Source organism: Erwinia sp. (assembly GCF_031978025.1).
Classification (GTDB): Bacteria; Pseudomonadota; Gammaproteobacteria; order Enterobacterales; family Enterobacteriaceae; genus Erwinia.
On the sequence record NZ_DALZCD010000045.1, the window covers coordinates 7,298 to 20,076 of the forward strand.

Annotated in this window: 10 protein-coding genes; 5 read left to right on the forward strand and 5 right to left on the reverse strand. The window is 50.0% G+C overall.

Annotation, left to right across the window (positions count from 1 at the left end):
• Positions 1–1,182: 1,182 nt before the first annotated feature.
• Complete coding sequence (locus RTK32_RS05600; RefSeq protein WP_312042498.1) at positions 1,183–1,737, forward strand: UPF0149 family protein; 555 nt, start codon at positions 1,183–1,185, stop codon at positions 1,735–1,737.
• Positions 1,738–1,823: 86 nt separating this feature from the next.
• Here RTK32_RS05600 and RTK32_RS05605 read toward each other — a convergent pair whose 3' ends face one another.
• Positions 1,824–1,985 (reverse strand): hypothetical protein, encoded by a 162-nt coding sequence (locus RTK32_RS05605; protein WP_312042499.1) that lies wholly within the window; start codon positions 1,983–1,985, stop codon positions 1,824–1,826.
• 170 nt (positions 1,986–2,155) lie between these two features.
• Between RTK32_RS05605 and RTK32_RS05610 the strand changes: the two genes are divergently transcribed.
• From RTK32_RS05610 to RTK32_RS05620, 3 genes are all read left to right on the forward strand, one after another.
• On the forward strand, positions 2,156–2,797 hold the full coding sequence (locus RTK32_RS05610) for a TetR family transcriptional regulator (protein ID WP_312042507.1): 642 nt from the start codon (positions 2,156–2,158) through the stop codon (positions 2,795–2,797).
• A gap of 146 nt (positions 2,798–2,943) precedes the next feature.
• Positions 2,944–4,320, forward strand: a complete 1,377-nt coding sequence (locus RTK32_RS05615) for a D-arabinono-1,4-lactone oxidase (RefSeq protein ID WP_312042500.1) — start codon at positions 2,944–2,946, stop codon at positions 4,318–4,320.
• Positions 4,321–4,334: 14 nt separating this feature from the next.
• Complete coding sequence (locus RTK32_RS05620) at positions 4,335–5,153, forward strand: glycosyltransferase family 8 protein (RefSeq protein WP_312042501.1); 819 nt, start codon at positions 4,335–4,337, stop codon at positions 5,151–5,153.
• On the opposite strand, the gene phnH is transcribed toward RTK32_RS05620, so the two are convergent.
• The 4 genes from phnH to RTK32_RS05640 form a co-directional block, all read right to left on the reverse strand.
• On the reverse strand, positions 5,150–5,710 hold the full coding sequence (phnH, locus tag RTK32_RS05625; RefSeq protein ID WP_312042502.1) for a phosphonate C-P lyase system protein PhnH: 561 nt from the start codon (positions 5,708–5,710) through the stop codon (positions 5,150–5,152). The two genes, RTK32_RS05620 and phnH, sit on opposite strands and share 4 nt — an antisense overlap.
• Before the next feature lie 166 nt (positions 5,711–5,876).
• Positions 5,877–6,329, reverse strand: a complete 453-nt coding sequence (locus RTK32_RS05630) for a lysozyme (RefSeq protein WP_312042503.1) — start codon at positions 6,327–6,329, stop codon at positions 5,877–5,879.
• A 216-nt stretch (positions 6,330–6,545) separates the two neighbouring features.
• Positions 6,546–9,179 (reverse strand): lytic polysaccharide monooxygenase, encoded by a 2,634-nt coding sequence (locus RTK32_RS05635; RefSeq protein WP_312042504.1) that lies wholly within the window; start codon positions 9,177–9,179, stop codon positions 6,546–6,548.
• Positions 9,180–9,674: 495 nt separating this feature from the next.
• Positions 9,675–11,516, reverse strand: a complete 1,842-nt coding sequence (locus RTK32_RS05640; RefSeq protein WP_312042505.1) for a hypothetical protein — start codon at positions 11,514–11,516, stop codon at positions 9,675–9,677.
• Between the two features lie 395 nt (positions 11,517–11,911).
• Between RTK32_RS05640 and RTK32_RS05645 the strand changes: the two genes are divergently transcribed.
• Positions 11,912–12,779 (forward strand): LysR family transcriptional regulator (locus RTK32_RS05645; protein WP_312042506.1); only part of this gene is annotated, 868 nt, incomplete at its 3' end.

Sequence of the window (12,779 nt, forward strand, 5' to 3'; positions counted from 1 at the left end):
TCTGCTTCTGCTTCTGCTTCTGCTTCTGCTTCTGCTTCTGCTTCTGCTTCTGCTTCTGCTTTGATTTTTTCTCAGGAAACTGGTTGGAAAAACTATAAAAGCCATTATCTTTCCGAAGTTATTTTCAGTGCAGAAAGATGTTTTCCGCACTTATCCTGATCCGTGTTAACGTTTCTGCTGGCTTGTATATTAATAGAATAACGATGATGTTTTCCCTAATGAAAAATTTCGATACCGCCATCGAAATTATTAACTTGCCCTCGTAATCCTAACCCCGTGACAGACCACAAATAGGTGGCAGAGGCTCTCTTCCTGTATTGGTTGTAAAACATAAATATTCATCCTGCTTATATGCAGCACGCTGTTTATCAATGAAAGAGGGTCACCCTCTCTTTATCAGGTTAAAACCTGACAGCTTTTATTATATAAGCACTAACAGGTCTGATAACGGCCTCGTTTCCACCCAATATATGCCTGTCTTTAAAATCAGCCATTCCTCCCGTTACTCAGGCAGCAACTTTTCCTGTTCTTGTTATCTTTATGACTTTTCAGTTGAAGCTCTTGCCCGGTGCTTCCAACATTTATGTCGCCTGCAGGAAAACTGTGGTGCAGGGAAAGTTTTATCAACTGTTGTGCAGACCTTGTGATTGTACTGATGAGTAAATAATATTGATAATTAAGCTGAACAGCCGGGCTGGCCTGTCAACGTAAGGGGTTCCTGCACGGCCGACATGCTCTTGTTCACCCTGGCATCCCAGGCCGTAGTGTCTGCCTGACTGGTGGCCATGCGAGTGCACTATGAGTGCATGGTTAAGCCTGACACATCAAGCTTACCCTACCCGCGGCTACCGGTTAACCCCGCAATTCTTTGAAATGACTAAAAAAGTGTTATGTCACTCAGCGCGGTAAGTCCCGGCCCGCTTCCAGACTCTCTACTCATGCAAAAGTTTACTCTTTCCTGTTATGCCGCCGCCCTTCCCCGGTAACCGCTGTTCACGCAACAAATTCCCCGCTCGTTTGCAATAAAGGAACCATAATTGCTGTCAGAGTCTGAATGCGTCCGCCGGTTATCAGCAGGCAGGATGCTTTTTAGCGGTATCGAGCTGACAGGATGGCTTTTTACGCCGCTGGCGTTGAGAATAGCGTTCCATAAAGTAATCCACGGAAAAAAGAGGGCATAACATGCAACAAGGACCTTTAACGGCTGAAGAGCTGGAATGGCTTGACAATATTCTGGCGCAGTACGGCACTGACGATGCGGTGCTTGACGCCTCTGAACTGGATGGGCTGTTGACCGCCCTGCTCTCTGCACCGGATGCCGTTTCTGACGAACGTCTACAGGCCATTATCTGGGGCGGTGAAAATAATCTTCCGCTCTGGAACGAAGTCGACAGTCAGCGCTTTAGCGAGCTGGTAGCGCAGCATCAGAATGATATCGCCGAACGGCTGAAAGAGTACCCGGAGCAGTTTGAACCGCTGTTCGGCACCAGCAGCGAGGAAGACCTTGAGGTCACTATTGTTGAAGAGTGGTGCATCGGTTATATGAAAGGCGTGGCGCTAAGCGACTGGTCGGCGCTGCCGGAACACCTTCAGCCTGCGCTCCATGCCATTGCGCTGCACGGTAAAGAAGAATATTTTAACGAGCTGGAAAAAATGACGGCGGAAGAGTTTGAGCAAAGTGTGGAAGCGATTCGCCATGCCGCGCTGGAACTGGCTGGCCACTGGCCGCTGCATTAAAAAAAGGTGCCGCGTTGCTGAATACGCGGCACGGTAAAGTGCACAGTTCATTCCAGTAGCTGTAGCGCAGCGTCAGGCGATAGCGATTATTTTTCACCATATCCTCTTGCCCGCTGCCAGCTCATCTCAAAGCCGTAGAGCTGGCCCATTGGCAGCAGGGATTCAGTCAGACCGGCGGTCTCTTCTGACAAAGCGGATGGCGAAGACCAGGCATAAAAAGCCGCAAAATATCTTTTCAAACGGGACATAAATTTCTCCTGCAATCGGGTGGATGCGTTAAGTCGATTTAACCGCAGGTGCGGCCAGCACGGAAATATGCTCTTCTTCCAACCTTTCCCGAAAATCAGCTTAGGGTTTTTATGGTATTCTTGTGCGCTTCAGCCGCAAAGGCTCTGGATGACGGACTAACTGATTGGCTATGCCTGCACTTGCTAAACGAAAAAATGACCCGGAAGGGTTAAAGAAACGTATTCTTGCCGGCGCGCTGGCAACTTTTGCCGAGTTTGGTTTACAGGGCGCGCGCATGGAGCAGATCGCTGACCATGCCGGCACCACCAAGCGCATGGTGGTCTATCACTTTGCTAATAAAGAAAACCTGTATGTGGCCGTGCTGGAACAGGTTTATCAGGCTATTCGCCAGCACGAAACGCAGCTTAACCTGACCGAGCTGCCGCCGCTGTTGGCGATGCAAAAGCTGGCAGAAGCCAGCTTTGACTACCATCTCTCCCATCCCGATTTTATCCGCCTGGTCTGCAGTGAAAACCTGATGCGGGGACGCTATATCAGCCAGTCCGCACGTATTAAAGCCCTCAACCAGAGCGCGCTTAACGTGCTGGACGAGATCCTGACACGGGGCAAGGCTGAAGGCGTTTTCGATCCGGGCGTGAATACGGTAGACGTGCATCGCCTGATCAGCAGTATCTGCACGCACAACGTCTCCAATCGTTACACCTTCAATACGCTGTTTGGCAATAATGAAAGTGAACAGCAAAGCATTGCCCGTAATCGCCAGCTGGTGGTAGACGCCACGCTGCGCTATCTGCGGCCCACGGCCGCATAAAGTTGTACAACCAGTAAATATGATGTACAACTTTATAGCCCTGTCACGCTGTTGTTCCGGGGCGATTCAACTACGCTTACTAAGGTTAACCCCTTAAGTTCGTCCCGCATGTTATCTATTAAAAGGCCTTACGCCAGGAGCTACTAATGACAAGCGAAAATGCCGGTTACCCACGCCGTCAGCCGGATGTCGAAGAAGGCAAAATCATGAACTGGGCGCAGAACGCCACGCTGGGCGACCGCAACGCCGTCAGCGCCCCTGAAACGGAAGAAGAGCTTTGCCGACTGATTGCCGCCAGTCGTGGGAAAGTCCGCGTCATCGGCAACAAAATGTCGCCTGGCCGCGTCCTCAAACTGGCGGAGGCTGGCGATACGCTGCTTGATCTACGCCATCTGCGAGGATTAATCGCGATGGATGACAACAGCGCGACCTTTGCAGGCAGCACGCCCATGCATGAGATTTATAAAGTCCTGAGTGCCGAAGGCAAAATGCTGCCCTCTTCGCCCGGCGTTATCGCCGCGCAGACGCTGGCAGGTGCGCTGGCGACCGGTACCCACGGCCAGGGCCTGCAGCAAAGCTCTATTGCCGACGAGGCGCTGAGTATTCGTATGGTGCTGGCGGACGGTACCGTGGCGGATTTTGACCGCGATCATCCGTTTTTCCCGGCCGTGCAGCTCGGCGTTGGGGCGTTGGGTATTGTGACCCAGGTAACGCTGCGTACACGACCATCCCTGGTTTATACCTGTTATAAAAACGCCGTCAGTGGCGACACGCTGGAGCAGGACATTCTGGACTGGAACCATAACTATGCGCTGAGCAAAGCGTGGTGGTTTCCTAATGAAAATCAGGTGCACGTATGGACGGCTCGTGAAGCCAATAGCGAAGAAATTGCGCAGTATCACGCCAATAATAACGACCTGGTGAAGCAGGAAGAAACCAGCGATGCGATGAATGACACCATCGATCAAACACTGCAGCATATGCGTAGCGATACCAAAATTGTTGATGAAAACGGCAAGCCGTTCCGCACCGTCACGCGTTTTAAAGATTTCTCCGACGTCACTGGCGACGTTTACCAGGTATTCTGTCGCGGTATTGCTACGCCGCAGATCAACGTTGAGATCGGCATCCCGCTGTCGCGCGTGGGCGATGTTATTCGCAAGATTAAAGCCTGGCATAGCGACACGCAGCCCCATATGCACTATCCAATTATCCTGCGTTGTACCGGTCCCTCTGCAAGTTGGCTAAGCCCGGCTTACGGCGTCGATACCTGTTTCTTTGGCTTTGTCGTTTATTACGCCGAAGACGGTTCGCTTTCTGAAGAAGGCGTCAGCTTTTTGCAGGCTATTGAGCAGGTCCTGGCGGCGGAAGGCGGCAGGCCACACTGGGGCAAATATTTTGACGAATCGCTGTACAGCTGGCCGGAAATTTACCCACAGTGGCAAGCGTTCCGGCAGGTCCGCGAGACGCTGGATCCGCAGCACAAATTTGATAATGCGTTTACCGCAGCACTGTTTGATTAATAAGGAGAATGCCAATGAAGGCATGGGCAACCCTGCTGACGCAGCCGGGCTATCTGGTAGGCGTCAGCGCGTTGAATCGTTCGCTGAAAAAAAGCGGCAGCCGTTACCCCCTAGTGGTTATGGTAACGGAAAATATTGACGCCCAAAGCCGGCAAACTCTGGAGCAGCAAGGCTGTCTGGTACGGGAAGTGCAGCCGGTCAGTCCCGACAGTAGCCTGCCACATCACTACGCCAATGCACGCTTTTCTGAAGTCTGGACTAAGCTGGCGGCGTGGCAGCTGACAGAATTTGAGCGCATTGTTTTTCTCGATGCGGACATGCTGGTGGTGCAGAACATGGATGAACTCTTTGCTCTGACGCTGGCTAAAGAGAGCATTGCCGCGTGCCACGCCTGCCGATGCAATCCCAATAAGATCCCCAGCTACCCGAAAAGCTGGACGCCGGAAAACTGCTTCTATAGCTATTGCCGGGGTGTGGATCATACGGAGCAGCCCGAGGAAGTGGATAATTATCTGAACGGGGGCTTTTTGGTGCTGACGCCGGATCGCGCTGTTTATGAGGATATGCTGCAAAAGCTGGCCGAGGTGAAGGATCTGTCACGCTATCTGTTTGCCGAGCAGGATTTTCTTAACGATTACTACCACCAACGCTGGCGGCCGCTGCCCTACATTTATAATGCGCTGAAGACCCTTCCCTTCCAGCACAGCGCCATGTGGCACCTGCCTGAAGTGAAGAATATTCATTACATTATTGATAAACCCTGGGAGCGTCAGCCCGATCCGCAAGACCGCTATTACCCGTTAAATAAAATGTGGTGGGAGATAGCCGGTTAACAGACCACGACGTTGGTGGTGTGCGGCAGCGCCATCATCTGATCGCCACAGGTAAAAATCAGGTCGATTGGCTGGGGAAAAGAGTGCACCCGCTCACGCAGATAATGCAGAACTGCTTTCGGCAGTTTTGGCGCGACGGCGCGGGACTCCCTCAGGTTCGGACCACTTAAGCGCAGCGTCAGGCCGCCGCTCAGTGTCGGCACCTCAATAATGACGGTGGCGGGCGAGCAGCTGTCTGGCGAAAATTCCGCGATGGCGATATCAGAAGCGGCATGAAGCAGTGCCACCGACGCTTCCGCTTTGGCCGCCGTTCTGGCACCGAAACGCTGTAAATTTGCCAGCATCGCTTCGTCACCGAGCGAGCTGTCGAGCCAGAACGGTGTTTCCCGATCCACCAGCGTCATCAGAATAGCCGTTGCCGCAGGCGAAGCATTGCCCCATACCGGGATTTGCGGCAGCGTAACTTTTACACCGGGTTCGCTTATCGCTTTCAAAATAAGGCGGAAAGCGCGCTGCGAATCGGCAAAAGAGTGGCTGAAGCTGGCAATCAAAGTCATAAATTTTCCTGTAAAAGTGACAGACTCGTTCATCGGCCCGCCGATCGGACAACAACTGAATAGCCTTTAAGGATACAAGCATGGCAGAAAAAAATGACAGCGACGTTAAAAATATGTGGCGCTCTGGTGAAAATCAGCGGGAAAGTCACCCTACCCAGGCAAAACTTCAGCGCTGACCGTCCGGCGTTAAAAACAGCGCGTATTCCCGTTTTCTACGCGGCAGCAGCAAATTGACCTTTTTCCCCGCTCTTTTCCACAACAAAAAAGCGTCTGCCGCTTCCTGATATTTCCTTTCGTTCAGCTTTTTTCTCACCGTAGAATGAACAAAGGCCGTTACGCCGATATTAAAAATCAGGCTGCAAAGCGCGTCATATTGATGATGACTTAGCGGCACGGTGACAGCGTTCGCAATAGCCTGCTCGACTACAGCCAGATCTTTGTGCAGCAGTTCGGTGGATTTTTCGGCGCTAATAATCATCGCTTTACTGATAGCTACGCCGTCCACGTTACCGGTATGGCCCACGCCGATAGTCGGGATCCCCACACAATCCAGATAGCCCGTAAGTTTTTCCCCCTCTTCTTCTTTAATAAAGCGGATACCTTTTTCGCTGATTTTCATTCTGTTTCTCATGATAAATTTACTGGTTACCCCCCGTTGCCAGCCCAGGGAGCGCTGGCCAACTCTTTACCGATAAGACGGCGTGATTTCTGATACGCGCTTCAGTCAGTAAAAGCGTATTAAAAATCACGCTGTACAAGCCGCTGACGGCTCAACAACGTGAATGTACGTCAGGCGTTATTGACGGGCCGCCTCCTTTCGGCCCGAAAAGCTCAATTAACGCACCTGACCCCACAGGCTTTCTGCCAGCCCTGGTGCCCACTCAACCGCGTAAGCAATATGCGTCTGGATGCAAACCCAGTTTTTACCCTGATGGGTAATAATATCGCCCGCGGTGTAAGAGCCGCCCAGCCGCCATGCAGGATACTGGCCGTTGTCTTCATTGCCGTTGTCTTCATTGCCGTTGTCTTCGTCAGAGGCATTAGCCAGCGTGGTGGCGCTCAGCACGTTGCTCGGTACAGAGAGCAGCTCCTGAACATCCACGGCGGCGACAAAGTAGCGGTAGAGGGTTTCAGTACGCAGGCCACGGTCGGTATAGCTCAGCTGTGAAGCCGCTACACGAGCAATTTCATCACCTTCGCGATAAATGATATAGCTGCCAATGGCGTTGCTGCCTTCAGAAGCGCCCCACATCAGTGCCACGCTGTCGGCAGTCACGCCCATGCTGTGCAGCTGTACGGGTGCGGTTGGCGGCGTGATGGATGCGGCCGGATTTTTAGTGGTCACGATAATAGCCTCACTGCGAACAGATTCTTTACCCGTCGCGCTGACCGCGCTGATGCTGTAACGGTAAGCGGTATTGGCCGCCAGGCCGTTATCCATAAAACGCAGCTGGGTGCCGTTAAAGATCATGTTGTTATCACGATACAGACGATACGAGACGCCTGCGGTTGACGATGCGTTCCAGGCCAGCGAGATGCTGTCGATGCTGATATCGGTCGCATGCAGGCTCGCAGGCACCGCAGGCGCGGTTTCGCCACCGTTGTCGTTGCCGACGAAATCCAGATCGATCACCTGGTAGAATGCATTACCGGTGTCGGCAACTTCCCATACCGCCAGCAGCACGTGGTAGCCGCTACGCTGCGGCAGCTGAATTTCGTGCGTGGTTGGCCCGCTCGGACGCAGGGTTGAGCCATGGCTCCAGAACGGCTGCTCGGTGAACTCCGCTTTAAAGAACGGTGTGGATTCAAACTGTGCGCGGCTCAGCGGCAGATTTGGATTCCAGTCTTCACGGGTAATGAAATAGTTATAACGACGAGTGGAATGCGGCGCGGTATAGGTCCAGACGAATTTCATGATTTCGTTGGCATTTACCGGGTGCTTTTTCCAGTGCGTGCCTGGCTCATCCAGGAAACGACCATCGCCCTGATTGGCGCTGGCAATTTCGCCGTCACGCGGCGGTAAGGCGTTAGGGCTGTCATCCGGTGCTGCCGTATCGCGCAGGCCGCTCTGGGTTGCCGGAAAGAATTTACCCGCTTCACGCTGGTTTAACTGACCCGCGTTCAGTTTACCTTCCTGCCAGGCAAAGTATGCGCGTGAGGCAGGTGTTGCCATATGGCCATGACGCAGCGAAGCACCTGAGAAGGTTTTAAAACCTGAAGTCAGGCGGAAATCAACAATTCTCTGCCACAGTGAGGTCGCGGCATCCGGTGTCCAGAAACGGTTAGAGTCATGCTGCATCACGCAAAGGTAGTGGTGTGACTGCCAGCTAACGCGTGCACCATCACTATAGCGAACACCCGCGCGCCACTGTTCATGCTGCGGTTCCGGAGTAGGCTCTGGAGTAGGTTCCGGAGTAGGCTCTGGAGTAGGTTCCGGAGTAGGCTCTGGGGTAGGTTCCGGAGTAGGCTCGGGCACCACGCCGTCACCGGCCAGGTAGCCGTAACGACGGATAAATTCCCAGTTGTAAGGGACGTTATCGCTGGTAAAACCGGCATCCCAGTTAACGGACCAGGTCATCAGACCCGCGACAGGCAGACCCGCCGCTTCAAGGCGCGCCAACGCATTTTTCAGATCCTGCGGATTGATGACATAACCTGTTGCTGCCGCATCGTTATTGGTTGGCAGGCCGATAATAAATTTCTGGCTGGGAATTTTAAGGAAACCGCGGGTGCCGGTCACCAGGCTTTCAGTCAGGTAGTACAGGAAATTTTCTTTGTTGGCGTCATCGCTTTGAGCAACCCATTTGCTGATCTCTGCCACCCAGACGCCATCGCCGCCCTGGTTGTAAAACTGAGGCGCAACATAATCGTAATAGCCTTCCAACCCGTTGATGTAAGGACTGTAATGACCGCCTACGGTCAGGTAAGGAAATTCTGGCGCCATGCTAATAATAAAGTTTTTACCGAACTTACGGTAATGGTCTTTCACCACGCGCAGTGCTGCAGGGATGACCTTCTGGTTATCAGCGGCGGTAATCGCGGCCTGTTCCAGGTCGATATCCAGTCCATCAAAGCCGTATTTATCGCTTAGCGCAATAATGCGCTCCGCCAGCGCCGCTTCATCACCGGCGTGCATTTCGATATGCGCATCAGCTCCGCCCATCGAAATCAGGACTTTACGGCCCTGGGCCTGGACTTTTTCAATTTCGCTGCGGAATTCAGCATCCGTACCTTTATAAGGTTTAAAATCCGGAATACGATCGCTGTCATCCAGCACTTTCATAAAGGCGACGGCGATAATGTTATATTGTACAGGAATTTCTGACAGCGCCATTTCCTGGAAACGGCCTCTTTTATAGCCCTGTGGGCCTTCGGCTGGCCAATTATGCCAGAATCCCATAACGATTTTATTTTGCGCGGAAAGATTTTCGGCGCCCTGATGTACCCATAAATCCTTAGAAGCTGACATGGTTTCTCCTGTGCATCTTTCAGGATGCATATTCTATTATGTGAGATGTTTTTATTGCGTATTCGACAAGCAAAATCATTTCTTGCTGTACGGATGTATTTTATTTGCCCGATAAAAACAGGCAAACACAATAATTACTCGCGCATTGCAGAAATTGAAAAGCCATTGTTTTATATGCATTAATTTAATTATTTACGCTTGATATATTTTATATAAACCTAAGGTAAATGAATTTGTTTATTTTATTTACTTTTTGAATATTAAAACTAATTGCTGTGCGTTTAGCTATTATTTAACTCTATAAATCTGACCCCTCAATATTATTTATTGAACTGTGCATACCGGCGTATTAATTTATTTTCATTGCAAAAAATAATGCCGTAGGTAAAGCGAGTTCAGATGAGGAAGAAGTAAAAAATTACATTTCGTTATTGTGTATAAGAGCCGCAGATAACAAACGGGGTCTGCCAGAGGCCGGTTGATAAACAATGGGCATCAACCGTTTATCGGCTTCAGTTCTATAGCGTAATCCAGGCCGTTAACCCTTACGCGCAGGCATTCCCTGGCCGCTCCAACCGAAGCGGTGCTGACCACCCGGCCGCGCATAATCAGATCGTTATTATTGTTGTAACCAAATCCAACCCGATCCGATCCTTCCCAATGCTGCATAAATGCCGTCACCGGCTCGGCATCCAACACGGTCGCTTGTTCAGCAGAAACCCGCGTGTAGGATTTAATAAAGCGAAAATGCACGCCACGCGAGAAGCGGTCATGGCAGTTAGTGGTAAGAAGAGCAATACAGAAGCCGGTGAATTTTGCGAGCTTAACAAAAACCTCCCCTCTGCTGCCGCCCAGCGATCTGACCCTGACCTGTGTCACCGGACATGACCCTTCTGCCGCCCACGAAGCGTTAAAGCTGCCGTTCACGTTTTGAATAGAGATCTTCGCTTCTCCTTCCGGCGTACGTGACGTGAAGTCAGTTTGCGTCTCCGGCATCGCATTAAACTGAGAGGAACCGACAATGCGCATTTGCAGCTGTGTTGTCCATTCCGGCATCTCAATTTCACCTACTTTAAACCAGGTTTCCCGATCCTGACGGTTATCCATGCGTTCCTGAGAAGTGATGTACTCATAGTTCAGCGAACCTTCAATGCGTGCGCCATGGTTTTCAATAAATACCTGTCCTTCTTCATAAGCAGACAGCCAGCGCTCACCGCTGTCGGAGAGATCCATCCCCTCGCCATTATGCACATTCAGCATGGTAGAGATAATGCGTGCGTGATGACACTTGAGTGGATTTTTATTGCCTTCCAGATTCAGCGCATTTATTTTCCATTGCCCATTGGAAAGGTTGCCGGGGAATTCGGTATGCTCAATCCAGCCATTATGCAGTACGCACTGGGTCGCACGCGGCAAATCGATCATGTCGGACTTTATCCCATACTGGATATTAAAGTTGCTCAGCTCGATGGCCGTCAGGTGATCCCAGGAGCCTGCCGCGCGATCGGACCAGCGGCCATAGATAACGGTTCCGGCGCAGCGGTTGGCGTACCACTGATCGATTTTGCAATCCAGCGTATCAAGCAGGTCCAGCGAACGGCCGCCCATATCCAGAAAATGCATCCCGGATACGCGCAGATATTGACCACCATGAATGATATTTTTAAAGAAGCCTTTAGTGCTGGTGTTGTTTTGGCCGTTAACGATAATGCCGCTGATATAGCTCCAGCGAGCGTTGACGGTAAACATATATTCACCATTTTTTTGGTCAGAAAAAAGGCGGGTGTTCGGGAAATAGCCAAAGTTGACGTGCGCGCCAGAAAGACGGAAACGGCTGACCTCCCGCCCGGAGACATCAAATTTCGAGATAAAGAAGCTGCCCGCCGGAAAGCGAATGCCGACGTTTTCATGCGGGCGCATGTTGGTTTCACGATCCATAATACGTGACCAGTGCCACATACGGGTAACCGCCGCCAGGCAGTCCGTTTTGCCATCCGGAATAGCACCAAAGTCGACCACGGTGACGCTCGAATGGTCGGTAATATAGCGTTTCCAACGCATATTTCTGCGGGTGACGATAGTCATGCCCCCATCTTCAGGTGCCGTTTTATCGTTAAAGTCACTGATAAAAATACCGCCGCCGTGGCCGGTTCCCGCGCTATAAGAAAGCACAATAACCACTTCGCCATGTGCAGCAGGCTCATGCGCCCGTAATTCGTCAATAGAGTTCAGCATCGAAAAGTTATTTTCGTCTTCTGCTGAATGAGCCAGATATTCAATTCTTTCGAAGTCAATAACTTTACCCTCTTTATCGAGGACGTTTAAGTTCCTGACCATTTCATTTAACTTCACCTGGTGGGTTGTTAAATTATCTTGGCTATTATTACCAATAATACTCATTTGAAGCCTCTTTATTAAAAATATATTTCCTGATGGTTGCATTTTCTAGGTGGTTGCAGGCTTGCATTTAATAATGGTTTAAGATCACGCCAAAAATTGCGCATTTCACCATATTTTTTGCTCTATTTTTTAGATGTGGCAGGATAATAACTGAAAGCTTTTCGTACAATTCTAAAAATTAATGTGCGCGCGTAAAAATTAGCATCTTCATGATTAACAACATAAAAAACCTGATCTTTTGTAAATTAACCCCCTCCAGAGCTTTCGTAAGTATGCTATATTTTTCATAAATTTACGCTAAGTTAACAGTTGTTAAACGATTTGGAGGTTTTATGTTTCTGTCATCTAATCTGAAATGTTTTATTGTGCTGGCAAAAGAGAAGTCATTAAAGAAGGCTTCTGAAATATTATTTGTCACTTCTTCACCTATCTCTCGTCGGATAAAAATATTAGAAGATGAGCTGGGATTTAAATTATTTTCACGTACTGACCATGATTTTACCCTGACAAAAAAGGGGCTGGAACTTTACGACAGAATAATGCCGCATTACGATAAAATGACCGAGCTTGAAGATTATTTTTCGCAGAAAAGAACAAACTTACATATTCGCAGAGGATTGATGATAGGTGTCGAAAACCTGAATCCTTTTTTATTCAACCTTCTGGTAAAAACCCGGAAGAAAACGGAAAGCGTTTCTTATTGTGCCTGCGATAGCAGGGCTTCAGTAGAATCGCTACTTTCCGGCGATATCCATGGTATTATTTCTCATCGCGAGATCACCGATAATGGTATTTTATCAATGAATTTCTTTAGCGAAGCTGCCTGCTATCTATATTCTAAAAACTCCTCCACTACCCAGCTTAGCGATATAAAAAACACGCCCATTATCATTCCCACTAATGGCTTCTACGAGCACTATGTAAAAAATGCACACGCTAAAATCCTGACGGTTTGCCCTACGGCCCAGGTGATTATTGTCGATGATATTTATGACTATATCTCGCTTATCGCTAACGGTGAGGCGGTCGGCCTGATTAGTGAGTCAATGGTGTCATTTTACCAAAACAAGATAAGCAATTTCAGCGATTTACGTTACAGAGTGGATGGGCTGTTTCCGGAACTGAAAACCTATATTTATTACCTGAAAGAACGGGAATACTCTTTAAAATATGCGTTAGATACCGTTAATGATGCTCAGG